The organism is Pirellulales bacterium, assembly GCA_019694455.1.
In the GTDB taxonomy this organism is placed as follows: Bacteria; Planctomycetota; Planctomycetia; order Pirellulales; family JAEUIK01; genus JAIBBY01.
The window spans coordinates 43,021-63,275 of sequence record JAIBBY010000007.1; the positions used below are offsets into that span (position 1 = coordinate 43,021).

Below are 20,255 nucleotides of genomic sequence, written 5' to 3' on the forward strand. Positions count from 1 at the left end.
TAGAAGTATGTCGCGGCGGCCGTGGTGGAGCGCTGGCCGATCATTCGCCAACTGCATGCCTAGTGCCACTCGGATGTCGCAGTATGCCACGGGTTCGCAACAAGGCTAGCTTGGTCCGTCGATGGTGAGATCGCCAGATTTCAACTGTGGAGCAAGATAGCCGAAGCACGATGGCCTGCGTACCCATGCTCGGCGACCGTGACGAAATCAGCAGACAGTTGGGGCGGCGACGGGGGGCCAAGGCGCCAGAAAACGCCCCAGAAGAGATGGCTGTGCCGCAAAGTTGGCGTGAATCAGGCTGCCGACCAGACCTCGCATGGCCAGGGCCAAGCTGCGAAAACCAGGCTCCAGAAGGCAAGATTCCATTTCGGCGTCGGCTTCCAATCGCCAGCGGCCGCTCGTATAGCCCCGTAGTCGGCTGCCCGCGTCGGCCAGCCAGGAAGACCTGGCGAGGGTCGCTTCGATCGGCACGCCGCTGGCCGCGTCGGACTGGAAATGCGCCACGGCGGGCACAATCGCCGCCATGGCATGTCGCGCGCCGCGGACATCAAGGATGCTTTGGCACAAATAGGCCAGGCCGCCCCCTTCGGCGTACATGCGGCGCCCTGCGCGATAATGATCTCGTAGCGAGGCAAGCATGCACTGGTTCGCGGCCAACCGGTCGGCGAACAACTCGGGCTGTCCGCCGCCTAAGTAAACAATATCGCAACCGGCCGGCAAGCGCTCGTCGTTCAATGGCGAGAAGGTCACCAGTTCGGCGCCTGCGGCCTCTAGTTGATCGAGCGCGTCTTGAAAGTACGAGTTGAAGGCGGCGTCGTACGCGATGGCAATGCGCCGGCCGCTGCCTTGACAACGACAATTAGAGAAGCCGCACGGCAAACGATGTGGGTATCCACGCTCGGCGATTTCCAGCAAGCGGTCAAGCTGCGCGTGACGCTCGAGCACGGCGCCCAGTTCGTTGCACATGCCTTGCGAAGGGGGCGAACCGTGCGGCGCGCGGGCGATCGACTGACGCGCTGCGCGCAGCGGCGGAAGCGCTCCTAGCACCGGGATGCCATAACGCGATTCGAGCACCGTTTGATGGCGCACCAAACTGCGGGCGCCGGCGACTCGGTCGAGCAGCAAGGCGTCGGCGCCATGCGGCAAGATCGGCAAGCGACAACCGTCGACCCGTTCGACATCGATGACCGCAATTTTTGGCAAGTCGAGCCAATCGCAGAGCAATTCAAGGCTTGCCGCCTCATTTTGAGTTTTGCATCCCCCGTGGAATCTTCCCTCGATTACCGCCAGATCCATCCCCGTCGTCGAACGCTCATAGAGCTCGCGACAGAGCCCGGGCGACATGAGCCAACTATCCAAATGGCGAGAGCCAGCGCCGGTGATCGTGGCTGCCGCGCTCAGCGCTGCCAGCGACGAATCGCCGAAAAAATGTTGCACTTCCAGTTGGCGTCTCTTGAAAGCGCCAAGCAGCGCCCAGGTGATCCAGTGCGAGTCGGCATCGCTTTGAACGGCGCCGACAGCCAAACGCGGAGAACGCGACATATGAAATACGTTGCCTACATCCGGAGTGTGTGACGGCGGCGCTAGCGGCGAAAGCGAATCGCTCTCCACATGGCTGGGGAACCCAGCAAGATGTGGTTGACTTGAGCGTTTCGTGGCTTTTCGCGGATTGGTCGAGACAAACTCCCGCACAGACTCAAACCGCAGCCTTGCAGTTCGATCAGGTGGTTGACTGCATTCTTCGGCCCTCGAATTGCCCAGTCAAGAAGAAATGCCCCACGCGCCACGCAAACTGCATGTGCGTGGCTTCTCTCAAGTTGCGGCCGCACACCGGTCGTAACGGGCGGGGGAGATATGCCGACGTTGATGCGACTCGACTCACAGTACCTGATTCAATGAATGCGTGACTTGCAAACACTTGAATTCGTGGCGCGATCCTGGCGGTGGAGAACGATGGGAATCGACAGGGTGAATATTCAAGCGACCGTTAGCGCAAGTTGAACGTATTCGGGCGGCGCCATGTGTATGACAAACAAAATGGACAAGGGGCGATCGCGAGCCAGCCGCAAATCGCGTACCGACCAGCGCCGGAGTGGGACACTTGCGCGATGACGCATAGCGCATCGCTGGCAACAACGGTGCATTGCCTGTCTACTAGGTCGCCAGCCAGCCAGCGACCTGTTTTGCCCAGTAGGTGAGGATCACGCTGGCGCCCGCCCGGCGGATGGCGATGAGCGACTCCAGCGCCGCTGCCTGCTCGTCGATCCAACCGTTTTGCGCGGCCGCCTTGATCATGCTGTACTCGCCCGACACGTTGTAGGCGGCGAGCGGGACACCTGGGAAAGCGTCGGCCACCTGTCGGATGATATCGAGATAGGCGAGCGCCGGTTTGACCATCACCAAGTCGGCGCCTTCCGCCAGGTCTAACGCCACCTCGCGCAACGCTTGCCCCGCGCCGGCCGCCGGATCCATTTGATAGCCGCGCCGGTCGCCGAATTGCGGTGCGCTGTCCGCCGCTTCGCGGAAGGGGCCATAGAACGCGCTAGCGTATTTGGCGGCGTAGCTCATGATCGGCAAATGATCGTAACCTGCCGTATCGAGCGCGCCGCGGATCGCGCCGACCATGCCATCCATCATGCCGCTCGGCGCCACCAAATCGACCCCCGCTTTAGCGTGGGTCACCGCCTGACGCCCCAGCAACTCGAGTGTCGAATCGTTTTCGACATCCACGCGCCCCATGCGATCGTTGACCAGCCCGCAATGTCCGTGCTGCGTGTACTCGCAAAAGCAAATGTCGGAGATCACCAGCAGTTGCGGCGCGGCCTGCTTCACCGCGCGAACGGCGCGCTGCACGATGCCTTGATCGCTCACTGCATCGCTGCCGGTGGCGTCTTTGTGCTCCGGAATGCCAAACAGAATCACACCGCCCAGACCCAGGCGAACGGCTTCGGCCGCTTCGGCCGCCAGATCGTCCAGGGCGAGTTGCGCGTGCGGCGGCATCGACGCAATCGGCTGGCGCTGCGCCAGTTGGTCGCGGACGAACAGCGGCAGAATGAGTTGACCCGGCTCGATGTTCACGTCGCGAGCCAACGCTCGAAGTTGCGGATTCTGCCGCAGGCGCCGCATACGAGTCGTCGGAAAGTGTGGACTGGCCGCCTGGCCGACAGGACCAGGAAACGATGCGTCGTTCATGCGATCATTCTTGAGTTGGGGGAGTCATGGCGTCGGCGGCCCGCGCGACAGCGGCCGCTTTTCGAACCAATAGCATCGCAGGGGGCGATGCTTCGCCGCCAGGTTCCAAGGTGACGACGTGGAATGGGCGCGTCGTTTCGCCCACCCATTCTCGCGCGGTGAGAAAAATTTCCCGCTCAGTTTGACCCTCGGGAATCAGTACGCCGTTCAAACCGATGTTGTCGATGATGACGCCGTGCGGCAAATTCTCCGCGTCGAGTTCCACGCGCCCCGCAAACCCGCTGCGCTCAATCTTCAATTTCGCGACGACACTGCCGCCAGGCGCCAACTGGATCTCCGCAGGCTCGATGCGAACAGTCACCGATGGCTTGCCGCCAAGTTTCAGTTCGCCAAGACCGCCAACCTCGCGCGTGACCAGCGAGCCTTGCACGATGCTCGTGGCAGTTACCCGGCTCGCCTTGGCGTTGTCCGCGGTTGGCACAGCAGAGTCAGCGGCGACGTACAGACTCGCCTGCGCCGTGTTGTACCCGGCCGGAATGACAATGGGAGATGTGATTGCGAATCCCGGTGGCAAGCCTGTAACTTCCAGCTTGACTTCGCTGTCGTGCCCGTCGATCCGATCGGCGGTAAAGGTGAGGTTGCGTCCGCTCCCGGGCGGAATCGTCGGATTGGCGCCGCCAATCGCGATATGGAAATCAGGCTGCGGTCGCCGAATCGTCAAACGATAGGCGTAGCGGTCGCCCCCCATGCCGCGCACATCACTTACTCGAACCAGATATTGCCCGTCGGCGGGCGCCGTGAACGATAATCGGCTATCGCGTCCCAACTGGCGCTGGCCATCGTCGTCGTTGGAGTACGAAAGCGAAAAGACCGGCAGGCCGTTGTTGGCGAGCGGCGTGCCGGGAGGTTGAGGTTGTACGATATAGCAAGCATCGGCGACGGCATGCGCGGTGGCGCTGGTGTCGAAGTAACAAACGCGACTGCCGCCACGTTCATAGAGCAAAAATCCGGAGTCGGGCCCCTGCGGCATGCGGAACAGCCGTGCGACCTCGCCGCCCAGATAGAGATACTCGTTTAGCTCCATCTCTTCCCAATTATCGACCCGCACATCAGCAACCTGGGCGTCGATGCCGCGAAAGTTGATGGCCGATGCCCGCGTGGCTTGCAAAAGCACGCGCGGGATGGGGCGCCCCTCGCTGTCGAGCACCTCGACCCTGGTGTCGATTGGCGAACCGCGCCGCGCCGCGTTGGTTTCGATGATCCATTCTTCTCCGCCCTTGGAATCGAAACGAACCAGATCAACATCCGCCGAGGCGGACGATGTAGCCGCCATGATGCGCCCATTGGCGGTTCCTGGCACAACCAGCGAAGTGGCTTCCGCGGGCTGATTGTTTGGCTCGACCTCCAGCGTCTCGGGGAGTGACTCGACGATCACGCGCAGCGGTTTGCGAAAGCGCTGAGTGGCCGCGTCGAGCGGCACATTCAGCTCACCAGACTTGGCCGCAGGCAGCTTCGCTCGCGCGTCGGCGGCCAGATTCCAGCCAATCAATTCCAATTCGCTTTCGCGATCGGCGGGCACGCCCAAGGGGTAGCATGCGGTCACATACGGCAACGCGCCGATTGTGAGTCGATAGTAGTGCTCTGGCGTGCCAGCCTGTGTCAGGTCGTTGACGCGCAGCACATAGCTGCCCGCTTCTTGAAAGGTGTGCGCGAGCAGCGGATCTTCGCCTTCCTGATAGTCGTTGTTGCTGGCAAGGACGGCGCCGGCGGAATTGGTCAACGTCAACACGCCATTCAGCTTGCTGCCGATCGAGCGCGCCGTCAGTTCGAAGACGATGGTCTGCCCCGCTTCCGCGTGAAAGCGAACAAAATCGCTGTCGCCCGGGTTTTGCAGATCACCCCAGATTCCGACGGGCAGCGCGGTTTCGTCCAGCGAGGCCTTGTCATCAGGTTCTATTGCAACGAGTTGCGGCAAGGTGTCGATGTGCAACTTAACGACGTTGCTCTTGCCCGCCGCGCTCGCCACGTTCAACTCGTGATCGCCCGGTTGCAACTCGCCGGGCAGCGCTGCTTCGACAACCGCCCAGGAACCGGCGAAATCTTGTTCAACAATCTTCGTCGCCAGGGGCGCGGCATCAAGTTCCAATTTCAGTTCGCCCGCCAAGTGCTTGCCCGACAGTCGTAGTCGCGCCGTGGCGCCGCGCTGTGCGCCGCGCGGCGCGAGCACGGCCAGCTCGGGCTTGGGTGGCGGAAGCGGCGCGCCGGTGTCCAAGGCATAGAACCGAAAGCCGCCGTCGGCGCGGGCAACCAAAAGCTGCTTGCTGTCGGGGGAAAATGCGATCGCGGTGGGCCAGTCGGGCTGTGCCTCCAAGGTATGCCTCTCCGTGAGCGTGGCCGCGTCAAACAAGCGCACGGCGCCATCTTCCGCCGCGCTGGCGATCGTGGCGCCGTCGGGCGAAAAGGCCAGTCGCAGAATCGTACGCTGATGCGCGAATTTGGAAACCGTGAGCGGATTGGCGCCCTCCTGGGCCGTGGCGCTAAGCTCCCATACTCGAATGCGAATGTCGGCGCCGCCCGCAATCAGCACTTTGCCATCGGGGCTGAACGCCACCGTGTACTGCTCGCCGAGCGGTTGAGCCAGCGTATCCAGTCGGCTTCGGCTGGCGACGTCCCACAGCTTGATGGTGCGGTCGGCGCTGGCGCTGGCCAGCAATCGGCCTTCGCGCGCGAACGCCAGATCGAACACGGCCCCACTATGCCCCTCCAACGTCGCGACCGATTGGCCAGTGGCGAGATCCCATAGCAGCACCTTCTGGTCGTAGCTGCCGGTCGCCAGCAACTTGCCATCGGGCGACAGCGCCATGGCGTAAAGACTGTCTTTGTGCCCTTTGAGTTTTTGAACCACTTGGTCTGTGGAGCAATCGATCACGGCGACTTCGCCGTAGAGCCCCGGTTCTCCCCCTGCCGCATACAGCCGAGCGCCATCGCGACTGAAGGCCAATGCGGTCACGTTGCCAGCCGGACCAGCAAGTGTTCGCGCCGGCAGGCGAGACTCGGCGGATATCAGCTCGACGCGCGAGTAACGCCCCAGCGCCACCCATTTGCCGTCAGCCGACCACGCCGCCGAGAACACCGCGCTGCGCGCTGGCGCCGTGAGCGGAATCTGAGGGACATTCAAGCTCGGCGCCGGTGAATCATTTGCAGGCCCGATGGCGCCCGCCTCGATCCACCGCTGTAGTACGCCAATCTCCCCCGTGCTGGGCGGTTCGCTTCCCTCTGGCGGCATGGCCGGCTCGGCCTTGCCAGTCAGCACCAATAGCAATTTGCTCTTGGCTGTTTCGCTCGCCACGACGACCGGGCCGTTGTCGCCGCCGTGAGAAAGCGACGCAAATGTCTCCAGCACCAAGCCCCCTTCCTTGTCCGTGCTGTTGTGGCAGCCCGCACAGTACTTGGCGAGGATCGGCGCTACCTGACGCGCAAAGTCTGGAGGCGCGTCGTCCGCGACAACGCGACTCGTTGTGAGCATCGCCGCGATCGCGACGAGTCCAATGGCCAGCCATCGAGGGTTCATGCAAAGCGTCATCAGTGATTAAAGAGAAACTCTTTGCTGCTCAACACGCTCCAGTACAAATCCTCGATCGCCAGCCGACGCTCTTCGGCGGGCGCCGCGTTGAGCTGGGCGACCAGACTCTGCCTTTCGATGTCAGTCGGCGTCCGGCAGAGCGCGGCGAGGTACAGCTCATCGACGATTTGTCCGTGATCGAGACCCGCGGCAAGTTGCTGCGCAATGCGACTATCGGCGGCTTGCAGCCGGGCATTCAGCGAGTCGCCATTGGCGATGTGCAGGGCCTGCACCATGGTTGGCTCAGCCGTGCGTTCGCATTCGCAGGTAGTCACGCGGTCTGGCCGACCAAAGGTCTTCAAGAAATAGTTGGCCACTTTCGAGTCGGGAAGTTGCAAGGCCCGCCAATCGGGTGGGTAGTTCGCGAACTTGCCGGGCGTGCCGGTGACCTGGCCGAAGGCGTCGAGCATTACCTCGGCCATGAGTCGCTTGGGGTAGTATCGGGAGTAGAACTTGCGATCGACCTCGTTCGACTCGACCGGCGCGCTGGCCCGCTGGTAAGTGGCCGATTGCAGGATGAGTCGCATGAGCGCTCGCGTGTCGAAGTGTTGCTCCTTCAAATACTGCGCTAGAGCCTGGTGCAACGGGGCGTTGCTGGCGGGATTGGTGAGTCGCAGGTCGTCGACCGCTTCGACCAGTCCCACGCCAAAGTAATTCGCCCAGATGCGGTTCACGATCGCGCGGCTGAAATAGGGGTTCTCGGGCGAAGTGACCCAATCGGCGAGCACCAGGCGCCGATCACGCGGGTCGTCGGCCGTCATGGGCTCCGCATCGAGAGGGCAGGGGGGCTGCGCCTTGCCTGTGGCGGGCTGAATCAAATCCCCGTCGCTCGACGAAAAAACCATCCGCGCGCCCTCGCCAGCGGCCGACTTGACGCGCACCCGCGCCAGCAGGTTGGCCATGGCGTAATACTGGTCGTTGGTCCATTTTTCGAGCGGATGGTTGTGGCATCGCGCGCAATTGATCGACATGCCGAGAAACGCCACCGAGATCGTCTCGGCGGTGTCGAGCGGTTCTTCGTGCAAGACAAAGAAATTCGCCGCGCCGTTTTCCAAGGTGTTGCCTTGCGCAGTGATCACCTCTCTGGCGAACTGGTCCCAGGGGGCGCCAGCCGCCACGCGATTGCGAATCCAGTTGTGGTACGCCCACATGGCGGGGACGGGCAGCTTCTCAGAACTGACGAGCAACAGGTCCGACCATTTGTAGGTCCAGTAATCGACATATTCCGGGCGCGCCAGCAGCGACTCCACGAGGCGATCTCGCTTGTCCGCAGCGCTGTCGGCCAGAAACGCCCGCGTCTCGTCCGGCGTCGGCAAGACTCCCATCGTGTCGAGAAACGCGCGTCGCAAGAACTCCGCGTCGCTGGCTGGCGGCGACGGCGGAATCCGCAGTTCTGCCAGTTTCTCCAGCACCATGTCGTCGATGAAGTTGCGGCGCGGCGCCGATGCGAAAACGCTCGCGTCAACCGTCGATTCGAATGGCGACGTGATCGAGGCGATCGCCACTTGGCTGCCGAACCAAGCGCTTACCGCCCCCTCGCCATGCCCCATGACGTGGACTAGTCCGGTTTCGTTGACCTCAGCCACCGAAGCGTCGGCGGCGGTGTACTTGGCCCACTGCGTGACGTCTTCGCGACGTCCATCGCTATAGTGCGCCAACGTGATCAATTGCTGCGTCACCCCGGGCCGCAGCAGTGCGCGCTCCGGCAGCAATTCGAGCCGAATCAGCCGGGCATCGCTATCGGCAGGCGCCGGCGCGCCGCTGGCGATCCAGCCGGCCAGCACTTGATAATCGCGCGACTCAACAGCGAAGCGCACTCCGCCGCCGTGCGGAATGGCGCCGGTCGGCTTGGTCAACAGCAGGCTGCGCCCCGGATCGTCCGGCGCAATACGGCGCCCAAACGATTGACGCGTGAGTGTGAAATAGTCGCGCTCCGGATCGTAGGCGCGGAGCGACAACTTGAAGCCATTCTTCCCGGCCGCCGCGCCATGGCAAGCGCCGGAATTGCATCCCCCTTTTGTGAGCACGTTCTCAACATGATTGCGAAAGTTCCATTGAAACGGCTGATCGAACGCGGTCACCTGCACCTGACATGTCGCTGCCAGACCAGCATGTTCGCCCGTTGGCACGCGCGCGGTGATGCGCGCCGATCCATTAGCGCGGGGCAATGCCACACCATCCACGATCTGCAAGATGGCGGGGTTGTCGACCATCAACGTCACCTCGCCATGCGGCGCGCCGAGCGAGCGCCCGGCTCGCTCCCGCAGCACCACCACGGTTTGCCGCGCATGGGGGCCAATCAAGCTGAAGTCGCCCGGCGCGATCACCAGCGAATCGCTTGGCTCCGCTGCCCGCAGGTGTGCGGCCCACGGCATGCAAAAGCACAGCAACAATAAAAGTCGAGCGCGCTCCATGACAGGCGACTTTCCGCGGACAGAATGGCGGATCGGGCTGGGGAGGATCGGCGCGCCAGCTTCCCAAGGCGCGCCCCGGGTGCGAACACAACCCTTATAACAGCGGACGGAACTAAGTGCCACCTGCCGCGGTGGTTCCGCAACCGCTCAGAACAAATCAGCGATGGGCGAGCCGTGATACACGGGATGTGGACGACCAACCGCATCGTGCCATACCGCGCTGGCGTCGATCCCCAGCGTCTTATACATGGTCGCCGCCAACTCTTCGGGCGTGTGCGGCGCGTCGTTGGGCGCGCCCCCCATTCGGTCCGAGGCGCCAATGATTTGTCCGCCGCGCACGCCGCCGCCAGCCATTAGGACGCTCTGCACGCGGCCCCAATGATCGCGCCCCGCTTGGCTGGCGCCGGGGATCGTCGATACTCGCGGTGTTCTTCCAAATTCTCCCGCGACCACCACAAGTGTGGAATCGAGCAGGCCACGATCGTGCAGGTCGTCGAGCAGCGTCGAAACCGCGCGATCCATCGGCGGAAGTAGATAGTTCTTCAAATTAGGAAAGATTCCCTCGTGCGTGTCCCACGTTTCGTTATTGCCTAAGTTCACCTGCACAAAACGCGCTCCCGACTCGACTAGCCGCGCCGCCATGAGGCACGACCAGCCAAACGAGTTGCGGCCATAACGATCTTGGGTCGCGTTATCGGCGCGCGTGACGTCGAACGCTTGCTGAACCTGGCCATGAGTCAATAGCGAGACCGCTTGTGATTGCGCCCGCTCGAACACCGGCAACGCCTGCTGCTCGCGCTGTCGTTCCATGTTGGCTAGCAGCGACAATCGACTGCCGAGTCGCGAAGCGTCTAATCCAGCAGGCAACGCTAGGTTCGGCGCGCGAAAAACCAGTCCCGCGCTGTCTGCCGGACCCGTGCGATGATGAAACAGGTATTCTGGATACGCGCCATAGGTCGCGGCGTTGTACGGCGATGCCTCGATGAACCACGGGTCGCGCCGCGCGCCCATCTCACCCGCGAACTGACCGGGGATGACCCTGCCCGTGCGGTGAATCAAACGTTCGGGCAAGACCACGGCGGGCGGCAACGATTGCGGCGTCGGCAGCACCGCGCCGGCAACGGCGGCGATCGACGGCCAGTCGGTTGGTCGGGGGCTATTCACGTCGAAGGCGGGCGGAATCAAAGCGCGGCCAGTGAGCATGATATGGTGCCCGGCCGAATGATCGTTCGAGGCATGCGTCAGAGATCGGACCAGCGACCAGCGATCGCTGCGCGCGGCCAACATCGGCAGGTGTTCGCATATCATCACTCCAGGCGTGCGGGTGGCGATGGGCTGAAATTCTCCGCGCACGGTGTCTGGCGCCGCGGGCTTGGGGTCGAAGCTTTCGTGCTGCGATAGCCCCCCCGACAGGAAGACGTAAATCACATTGCCGGCCGCAGGCGCGCTAGTATCCGCGCGGCAAGCGCTTGCAGGCAAACTGACCGCGCCAAGCGCCGCCGCGCCCTTTCGCAAGATTTGCCGGCGCGAAGTGGAAGGTTGGCCTTCGATTAGCATGGCGCCGCCCTGAATACACTAGGTCATACGCGATTATGCTGGCCGCCAGACGAAGCGACGGCTGTCAGACTACTGGGCGCCAGCAGCGAATTCAACCAACGGCCAATGAGTGTCCGCTACGGAGAAGCACCGGCGTCCTGCGCCAGGCCTCCTCGCACTTCCAATAGATTGCTTACCTCGAGCACGCCCGGCAAATTGGCGATGAGGCTTTGAGCAAGTTGCTTGCAGTAGAAACTTGGCACACGTCCCCGCAATATCACCACGCCTTCATGTTCGTGGCACACGATGTCGCGGAGCGTCAGATGACCGCTCTGTTCGTACACACTGGCGATGCGCTCAGTAATCGAAAGCACACTGGCGCTGCGGGGGACCGAAGTGCCCGATGTTCGCGGCTTGGTCGACATCTCGCAATCCTCCTTTGAAAGCGATACATCTGTTCGCTCGCAAGATCGCCGCCTGTCTACTTTGGCCGTGGTCGCAACTGACCTGCCCGAGTTGGCCAGTTCGACCCACCAAGTTAGCGACCGTCATTGTTGGATTTGCCGACAGTAATGTCAAACTCAGGCGCCAGCGAATTGTTGACGATCGGTCGTATAATGTCATGGCCGGAGGTTGATGATGGCGCGAGTGACATTGCCAATTGAGGGAATGACCTGCAACTCGTGTGCGGAAACGCTCCGTCGCGCGCTGGCAAAGCTTCCTGGCGTCGCGGAAGTGAGCGTCAGTTTTCCGCAGCGGCGGGCAATGGTGGAGATTGCCGCCGACGGACCCTCGCCCGATGATCTGGCCGCGGCCGTGGCGCAGGCCGGCTACCGAGTGACAGGAGTCGCCGCGCCTCATTTGCCTTTGGTTGAGCTACAGCTCTCGGCGCCAGCGTCGAGCAAAGAGCCAGCGGAGGAGCTTGATCCCGCTTTGTCGAACACGGTGCGTGTCCGCTCGCTTGGCGACACCATCCGAGTTTCCAAACGAAAGCCAGCGCCAAAGGCCCCCACGACGCCAGCGCCAGCAGCGGCCGAAATGACGCTTAACATCGAAGGGATGCATTGTGCCAGTTGCGTGGCGCGTGTGGAAAACGCGCTCGCCAGCGCGCCCGGTGTCGTCAGCGCTCACGTGAATTTGACCACCGAACAGGCTCGCGTCGAGATCGACCCGGCCGCCACGGAGTTATCGACCCTGGTCAAGGCGGTGGAGCGATCGGGCTATCGCGCCAAGTTGGTCGAGACGGGGCAGCCGGCGGTCAATTGGGAACATTCCGACCGCGAGCGCCGCGCTTGGGGCCGACGCGTTGCTGCGGGACTCGCGCTTTTGGCGCCGTTGGTGCTAGCGCATTTTGGAGCCATCTCCAACTTCGCGCATGGCTGGGGGGCATTGGCGCTGGCCACGGTCTTGCAGGCGTATCTGGGATGGCCGTTTTATGTTGGCGCCTGGCGGCGACTCAAACATGCCTCGACCAATATGGATACCCTGGTCGCCATCGGCGCCACCGCGGCCTATGGGGCCGGGGTCGCCACGCTCTTACAGAGGCAGCACGTTACCGGCCAGTCGGGTCAGGGAATGGAATTCATGGACGCGGGGATGATTCTCACGTTCATCACCCTGGGCAAGTATCTCGAAGCGCGCGCCAAAGGCAGAGCGTCGTCGGCCATTCGCAAACTGCTGGATTTGTCGCCGCCTGAAGCGGTCGTGCTTCGTGATGGGCGCCCCACCCACGAGAGCGTGCATAGCGTGGCGGTTGGCGACGTCATATTGGTTCGGCCCGGCGAGAAAGTCCCGCTCGACGCCGAGGTGACCTCCGGCAGTTCGGCGGTGGACCAGTCATGGCTCAGCGGCGAGTCGATTCCGGTCGACAAGCGCCCCGGGGACTCGATCTTCGCGGGGACGATCAATCAACAAGCGGCGCTCACGGCGCGGGTGACACGACTGGCCGACAACACCTCGCTGGCCCAGGTGGTGCGACTGGTGCAGCGAGCGCAAGAATCGAAGGCTGGCGCGCAGCGATTGGCAGATCGAGTGATCGCCTACTTTGTGCCGGCGGTGCTCGTCATCGCGGCCACGACGCTGGTGGCCTGGCTGTCGTTGACCGGCGACGTGGCGCGGGCCGTTAACGCGGCGGTGGCGGTGCTGGTGGTCGCTTGTCCTTGCGCGTTAGGATTGGCGACGCCCACCGCCATTCTCGTAGCCAGCGGCCGAGGCGCGGAGAAGGGGATTCTCATTAAGGACGCGCGGGCCTTGGAGGCGGCGGGAGAACTGACCACGGTGGTGCTCGATAAGACAGGCACTGTCACCGAGGGACGCCCCAAGGTCACTCAGATCGTGCCGCAACCGGGCGTTGCCATTGAGGAAGTCTTGTCGGTGGCGGCGGGCGCCGAACATTTGAGCGAACACCCGCTGGCCGCGCCCATAGTGGCCGAGGCCGAAGCCCGTCATGTGCCGCTGGCTGTCGCGCAGGAAGCGCGGGTGGTGGCCGGCGGGGGGATCTACGCCGCGCTCGATGGCGGCCTGGTGTTTGTGGGCAATGAGCGCTTGATGCGCGAGCATCAGGTCGACTATACCGCGGCGCGCGACGAGTTGGCGCGCCTGCGCGCCAATGGCGAAACACCGCTCCTGGTGGCGCGCGGCGCCAAGCTGCTCGGCATCATCGCGGTGGCCGATCAGGTGGCCCCCCACAGCGCCGAGGCGATTCGATCACTGCACGCGCTGGGGTTGTCGGTGCGACTGTTGACCGGCGACCATCGTCTGGCCGCCGAGGCGGTGGCGCGGGCCGTCGGCATCGATAAGGTATCGGCCGAAGTCTTGCCGCAAGACAAAGAGAAAGAAGTGCGGCGACTGCGTGAGCGCGGCGAGGTGGTCGCCATGGTCGGCGACGGCATCAACGACGCCCCCGCCTTGGCCGCGGCCGATCTGGGGATCGCGATCGGCTCTGGCGCCGATGTGGCGATCGAAACGGCCGATCTGGTGCTGATGCGCCCCGATCTTCGCCTGACGGCGGACGCCGTGCGTTTGGCGCGAGCGACCGTGCGCACCATTCGCCAGAACCTCGGCTGGGCGTTCGTTTACAACCTGCTGCTATTGCCGCTAGCCGCCGGTGCGCTGGCGCCGATCGGTTTCGCCTTGCCGCCGGTCGCCGCCGCGGCCGCCATGGCGCTCAGCAGCGTGTCGGTGGTCGGCAACAGCCTCTTGCTTCGCGCCCGCGTTCGCAGCCATGCCAAGGCAGGACGCTCGACGCCGTAGGTGAGCGCGCCGGCCGCCAGCAGCGAGACAAAAATCGCCGCCGCGATGGCCAGATGCGCGTTGCAGCCAGTATTGTCAAGCGCGTGCAGCACGCAGTAGCCAATGTTCTGATGCGTCAAATAGAGCGCATAGGAGATGTTGCCCAACATCACCAGCGGCGCGGCTGCCAAGATGGTAAAGCGCCCATTGAGCGCCAACCAAAGCGAAACGGCCAGCACCACTATGATCGCGCCCTCCTGCCAGCCGTGTTCCCAGGTGTGCGCAATCACGGCGCTCGCCACCATCGTCGCACCGGTCCTCTGGCGACCTTGAAACCTCCAGAGGTACATGCCGATTCCAAGTGCAAAGAGATGCAGATATGGCAGGCCGATCCGCGTGGATAGCCCGGAGGCGGTACTGGCAAGTGCGGGCGGCAGGGCCGGAATTCCGAAATGGGCCAAGAGCGAGAGCGCCAAGCCCGCCACGACGGTGGCCGCCAGATGCGCTGGTCCCAGCACCTTCCAAACCAGCAATATCGTGGCGTAAAAGACCAGTTCGACTTCCAGCGACCAATAGACGCCGTCGACGTAACTAACGCCGAGCAGGCCTTGGAGCATGGTCAGGTTTAACGCGGCGTCACGCCAGCCAACCGCCAGTTGCGCTGGACCAACGCAATGCACGACGAGCATGGTGACGAGGATCGCCGCCCAATAGGCGGGATATAGTCGTGTGACGCGGTTCCAGCAAAAATCGAACGTCGATCCGGAGCGTTCGAGCGTGAGCAATATCACCACGCCGCTAATCATGAAGAACAGCATCACGCCACATTCGCCCACAGTGAACCGAAAGCCCGCTTGGCGGCGCGGCGCGAATAGTTGGTCGTAACGCACCGTGTAATGAAACAACAGCACGGCCAGCGCGGCCAGGCCGCGCAGTCCGTCCAGTTCCAGAATCCGACGGGGCGTCATCACAGGCTCGCGGGTTTCGAAGGCGCCGGCGCGGCGGGCAGCACGGCAATACTGCGACAGGATCGATTCGCCGTCCGGTCGTAGCGACTGCGCCGACCGTAGGCCGGCAAGTGCTCGGCAGGCGGCGGCCTAACACTTCGCTTTACAAGGCTACGTCGTTATTTGGAGACGTACCCGCCGTCCACCATCAGATTTTCGGCGGTGATGAACGAGGCGTCGCTTGACGCCAAAAAGAGAATCGCACGGGCGATTTCGCGTGGCTCGACCATCCGCTGAATCATGTGCGAGCCGCCATATTCGGGATGCGACTCGGCCTGCGCGCGATCCATGCCGCGCTCGCGCGTCAGTCGCTCGACAATTGGGCTCCAAACGGTGCCCGGGCAAACCGCGTTCACGCGGATGTTGTCGGCCGCCAGATCGAGCGCCATGCAGCGCGTCATTTGAGCGACCGCCCCCTTGGTGGCGTTGTAGGTGAGAAAGCCGGACTGCGCGATGAAACTCGAAATTGAACCGAGGTTCACGATCGCTCCGCCCCCCGCTTTGCGCATCTCGGGCACGGCATGCTTGGCGCAGAGCGAAGGACCAATCACGTTGACATCGAGAATTTCATGCCACTCCTCTTTAGTGGCTTCGATGCCGCGCAAGACAAACACCGCGGCGTTGTTGACCAGGATATCGACGCGGCCATACTCCCGCACGGCTGACTCGACCATGTGCCGAACACTGTCCTCGTCCGACACGTCGGTCACCACGGCCAGCGCTTGGCCACCGGCGGATTTGATCATGGCGGCCGCTTCACGCGCGGCGTCCGCGTTGCGCTCGGCGATCACGACCGCGGCGCCCTCGGCGGCGAACTCCTCGCACGAGGCGCGGCCAATGCTTTGTCCACCGCCAGTCACAATCGCCACTTTGCCGGCGAAGCGGTTTTCGCTCATTGTTTAGTATCCGAGGTCTGGAGTGTGTCTGGATGCGCTGGCGGATCGGCGGCGACTGTGTGCTTCTTGGGGGGAATTGCCAACCGCAAAAATTGCAGCAACAAAAAGAAGCCCAGCACGACCAAAACCAGTTGCGGCCAATACTCCGCGAAACCCAGTCCAAAGCCGGCCAGCACGACGCCAATGACCAGCACCAAGAGCGACCCCCACAACAGGCCGCAGCCCAGCGAGGTCATCGCCCCCTTGAAGGTGTTGTCTTCGGTGTAATCCTCTTGATGTAGCTCGACGGTGCGCCCTTTTTCCAGACTCCGCTGTATGGAGTCGGCCAGTTCCACCGCGCGGCAGGCCAGCGGCCAGCGCGATGCCCGATTGCCGTCCGACAGTTCGTGCTGCAATCGCGTCATGGCGGCCTCCGCGCCATCGGCGGGCTGAAACTCATAGGTGTCGTTGCCGGTTTCCCACTGCACATCGAGCCGGGCCGTTCCTTCGTCTGGCAAGATAAGCACCGCTCGCCCGCGCGGACCAGCGAGCGTCCACTTGGCGCCCGGCGCAGTCTCGACCGCGGCGACCGACCAGCGCGTGAGCACATTAGCGGGGCCCGATAGCTGCACGCCTAGATTGGCGTATCCGGCCGGCTCGCTGGTGGGCGCCATGGCGGAGAGTCGCGTCAGATCGCTCGTAAAGGGGCGCGCCAGATCCATGTCGTAGGCAAAGCGCGCGCGCACTGACTCGGGCGAGCGGTCTGCCAGTTGGCGTTCGATAACCACTTGCTCCAAGTTGCCTAGCACTCCCTTGCCATGCGCAAAGAGCAAACGCATATACCCGCTTGAATCGCTGACGAGCGTCAACGGGGCCACCGCGCCGCCGGATTCCTGGCGGATCATGTCGATCTCGTAGCACACCAGCATCGAGGGGTGAGCAGGATGCGAGACGATCAGCGGCACGCCGCTTTGCGACAGTTTGCGCAGTTGCTCGGCCCGCAGATCGGGTTCTCCGCGCGCTATGATCACCGCGTCGGCTACGCGCCCCGCGAGCAGCGTCTCCCAATGCTCATCAATAGTGGCGCGACCGATTTTGCCGCGCACCGCGGGCGCCAGCGCGGTCGATTCCGTCGCCCATACTACCTGGTGCTCTGGATCGTCAAGCACGCGTTCGAGCAGCGCGTTCACTTGTGGGTCGGCGCCGATCAGAGCTAGTCGCATCGTGGGGAAATCGCCAGGTTGGAGACAGCAAGGGGGAGCAGCGCATTTGTAAGCCGAGGCGGCGTCGTGTCAATGGGCCGCTGCCGCCGGCTGTGGATGTTTGGCGCAATAAAGTTCCACCGCGCGGTACAGTTGCGTCGGCCGATCGGTTTGGATGAGATCGATGCCCCATTCGATCGCCTGCAAGTGCGACTCGGCGCGATCGGTCTCGCCCATCGCGTCGGCGAAGACGCGAACTCCACGGTCATGACATTGACGGATCAATTCCGCCGAAAGCGCCTCCCAGGACACATCCAGCGCATAAGGATGCAATCGCTCGACCAGCGCATCAAGCGCATCGGCCCGATAGAGCGGCGGCATGACGCGGATTGTTGGCGCCAAGCGGCGCAGCCGTGCCAGGTATTGCGGCCCCTGAAAAACCACGGCCCGCTCGGTCAGCTTGTGGCGCTCCAACGCCCGCGCCAAGTGCTCCGGCGAGATGGCTTTGGCGTCGAAGTACAACAGCGACCGCTCTTGGATGTGTGCCAGAAAATCGTCGAGCGACGGCACGCCAGTGCCGCGAAATTGCGGGGCGAACCAACCGCCGGCGTCCAGTCGCTCGATCGCGTCGGCGCGTGCCTGCGAGATGGGGCCCTCGCCGCTGGTGGTGCGGTTCAGGGTGGCGTCGTGCAATAGATAGCAGTGCTGATCGAGCGTCGAGCGCACGTCGAATTCTTGATAGTGCGCCCCCAGCCGAACGCCTTTGTCGTACGCGGGCAAGGTGTTCTCCGGAGCGTAGCGCAGCGCGCCGCGGTGCAACGAGAACTGCACCGGCCAGGCACGCTCGCGGTGGAAGATGTCGGTCGCCAGAAACTCCTCGGGCAAATCGGTTTGCACCAGATCGGCCTCGTTGGCGAGGGCAAGCAACCAGTTGGCGCGACAATCATTTGCGGCGCCGAGGCAGTTGGCAATGACGCGCACGCCGCGCGCATGCAACTGGGCGACGCGCTCGCGCGACAACTCGCTGGCGGCGATCTCAACCGCGGCGGGTCTGAGTTCGTCGACCTGCTTCTCGAATTCGGCGTTGGCGCTCCACGCCAGCGATACGGCCATGCGCCCGCCGGATAGCTCGCGCAGCTTGCGCAGCACATCGGGCGGCGCCGCGATCAGTACTTGCCGCTCCATATCCGCCGAGTGAATTTCTTCCAGCAGCCGCGCCGGATCGATTTGCTTGCAGTCGAGCCACAAGTTAGCTCGCCCCTTGGTTAGCGAGAGGCAGTCGGAAAGGCCGAGCATACGAGTTCCCGAGTATCGCTTGGCGAACCATGCGCCGGTGTCGAGTCTCTTGATCTCATCCCAGGTCAGATCGGCGACACGGCCGTGTCCATCGCTACACGCGTCGACCGTCTCGGCATGGCAGAGCACATGTTGTCCGTCGCGCGTCAAGCGCACGTCGATCTCGATCCACTCGCACAAGTCGCCGATCGCCTGCTCAATGGCCGGCGGGGAGTTCGGCGGCGCCAGTAGCCCCGCCCCGCGATGAGCGATCACCTGGCAGCGTCTGGGGGGATCGAGCGGTTCGAAAAAAGGATACCGGGGCTCGCTCATGGGGGGCACGGCTATTAGCGAAACAAGGATCGAAAGCGCGGGATTCAGCATGGCGTTGGGCGGTCCAAGTAGGTGACGACTGCGGATCATTCTAGTCGTTCTTGGCTCGCAGTAGGTACGATAGGCCAACACACGACTGTTGGGAGCAAGTATGTCGAACAAGCTGTGCTGGATGTCGGCCTCGGAGATCGCTCGGCAGGTCCGCGCCGGGCGCCTGTCGCCGCGGGAGCCATTGGAAGCTGTATTGGCGCAGGCCGATCGCGTAAATCCGCGCGTCAACGCACTCATTACTCGGCTCGACGAATCGGCCCGCGCGCAGGCGTTGGCCCTCGAAAGTCGCATTGCGGCGGGCGAGCCGGTGGGGCCCTTGGCAGGGGTTCCGGTGAGCGTGAAGGATTTGCACCTGATGGCCGACGTCCGCACCACGTTTGGATGCAAGCTGTACGAAGATTTCGTCGCCGAGTGGGATCATCCGATTGTCGAACGGTTGCGCGCCGCCGACGCGATTCTGTTTGCCAAGACCAACACCTCGGAGTTTGGCCTCGTACCGCTCACGGCCAATTCCATTTTTGGCGACTCGCACAATCCGTGGCAGGCGGATTGTAATACCGGCGGATCGAGCGGTGGCTCGGCCGCAGCGGTCGCCTGTGGCATGGGGCCATTAGCCACCGGCAGCGACGGTGGCGGGTCGATTCGCGTTCCGGCGGCATTTTGCGGCATTTATGGTCTCAAGCCGCAGATGGGCCGCATTCCGCACGTGGCCTTCCCGCGCGGTTGGGAGTCGCTGTCGCATCAGGGGGTGTTGTCGCGCAATGTGCTAGACACCGCGCTGGCGCTCGACGTGTTATCGGGACCTCATCCGGCCGACCGGCAGTCGTTGCCCGCGCCTGCAGAATCGTTTGTGGCGGCCTGTCGATATGAACCTCGCGGTTGGAAGCTGGCCTGGTGCCCTCGGCTTGGCGATCTGGCGGCCGACGCCGAGGTGCTGGAAATTTGCGAACAGGCAGCGCTGCGATTTGAAGACCTGGGCTGCGTGGTCGACGAAGTGGCGCTGGACCTGCCCGATCTGGGCCCGGCGCAACAACAAATTGTGCTCTGCGAGGCGGCGACCGCCATGGAAACGGCGCGCGAGGCTTGGCGCGACGCGGTGTTTCCCGCCAATCGTAAGATCTACGATCAAGCGCAGCGGTTAACCTTTCAGGATTTGATTCGCGCCAATTGGGCGCGCGACGATTATTTAGAGCGCTTGGCGCCGCTATTCGCTCAATACGACGCGCTGCTCACGCCGACCGCCTCGATTACCGCGCCACAGAATGGCACGCTGGGTCCCAAGGAATTGAACGGCGCGCCGCAGCGCAGCCTGTTTTGGCTCAGCTATTGCGTGCCGTTCAATATGACTGGTCAGCCCGCCGCCAGCCTGCCGGCGGGCATGTCCGCCAGCGGCCTGCCGGTCGGCTTGCAGATCGTTGGAGGCCGCTTCGACGAGGCGCGCGTACTAGCCCTCAGCGCTGCGTATCAGGAGGCGTTCGACTGGACGCTGGTCCACCCGCCCGCGGCGATGTAGTCGC

Annotated in this window: 11 protein-coding genes; 2 read left to right on the top strand and 9 right to left on the bottom strand. The window is 63.3% G+C overall.

What is annotated here, in order from left to right:
- Positions 1-207: 207 nt before the first annotated feature.
- The 6 genes from K1X71_04845 to K1X71_04870 form a co-directional block, all read right to left on the bottom strand.
- Complete coding sequence (locus K1X71_04845) at positions 208-1,542, bottom strand: hypothetical protein (GenBank protein ID MBX7072453.1); 1,335 nt, start codon at positions 1,540-1,542, stop codon at positions 208-210.
- 612 nt (positions 1,543-2,154) lie between these two features.
- Entirely contained in the window at positions 2,155-3,192 is a 1,038-nt protein-coding gene (gene hemB, locus K1X71_04850; protein MBX7072454.1) for a porphobilinogen synthase, read from the bottom strand.
- Between the two features lie 4 nt (positions 3,193-3,196).
- Entirely contained in the window at positions 3,197-6,763 is a 3,567-nt protein-coding gene (locus tag K1X71_04855; protein ID MBX7072455.1) for a pre-peptidase C-terminal domain-containing protein, read from the bottom strand.
- Positions 6,764-6,774: 11 nt separating this feature from the next.
- Entirely contained in the window at positions 6,775-9,228 is a 2,454-nt protein-coding gene (locus K1X71_04860; protein ID MBX7072456.1) for a DUF1553 domain-containing protein, read from the bottom strand.
- Between the two features lie 147 nt (positions 9,229-9,375).
- Positions 9,376-10,785, bottom strand: a complete 1,410-nt coding sequence (locus K1X71_04865; GenBank protein MBX7072457.1) for a DUF1501 domain-containing protein — start codon at positions 10,783-10,785, stop codon at positions 9,376-9,378.
- A 116-nt stretch (positions 10,786-10,901) separates the two neighbouring features.
- A complete protein-coding gene (locus K1X71_04870; GenBank protein ID MBX7072458.1) occupies positions 10,902-11,189 on the bottom strand; it encodes a BON domain-containing protein in 288 nt (95 codons plus the stop codon).
- A gap of 214 nt (positions 11,190-11,403) precedes the next feature.
- Between K1X71_04870 and K1X71_04875 the strand changes: the two genes are divergently transcribed.
- The gene (locus K1X71_04875; GenBank protein ID MBX7072459.1) at positions 11,404-14,016 is read left to right on the top strand and encodes a heavy metal translocating P-type ATPase; all 2,613 of its coding nucleotides are present in this window, start codon (positions 11,404-11,406) and stop codon (positions 14,014-14,016) included.
- A 1,105-nt stretch (positions 14,017-15,121) separates the two neighbouring features.
- Here the strand turns inward: K1X71_04875 and K1X71_04880 are convergent.
- From K1X71_04880 to K1X71_04890, 3 genes are all read right to left on the bottom strand, one after another.
- Positions 15,122-15,898, bottom strand: a complete 777-nt coding sequence (locus tag K1X71_04880; protein MBX7072460.1) for an SDR family oxidoreductase — start codon at positions 15,896-15,898, stop codon at positions 15,122-15,124.
- Complete coding sequence (locus K1X71_04885; protein MBX7072461.1) at positions 15,895-17,100, bottom strand: hypothetical protein; 1,206 nt, start codon at positions 17,098-17,100, stop codon at positions 15,895-15,897. Before K1X71_04885 ends, K1X71_04880 begins: the two co-directional genes overlap by 4 nt.
- Positions 17,101-17,169: 69 nt before the next feature.
- Positions 17,170-18,687, bottom strand: a complete 1,518-nt coding sequence (locus tag K1X71_04890; GenBank protein ID MBX7072462.1) for a glycerophosphodiester phosphodiesterase family protein — start codon at positions 18,685-18,687, stop codon at positions 17,170-17,172.
- A gap of 151 nt (positions 18,688-18,838) precedes the next feature.
- Here K1X71_04890 and K1X71_04895 point away from each other — a divergent pair, with 151 nt between their 5' ends.
- Positions 18,839-20,251 (top strand): amidase, encoded by a 1,413-nt coding sequence (locus K1X71_04895; GenBank protein MBX7072463.1) that lies wholly within the window; start codon positions 18,839-18,841, stop codon positions 20,249-20,251.
- The last annotated feature ends 4 nt before the right edge of the window (positions 20,252-20,255 follow it).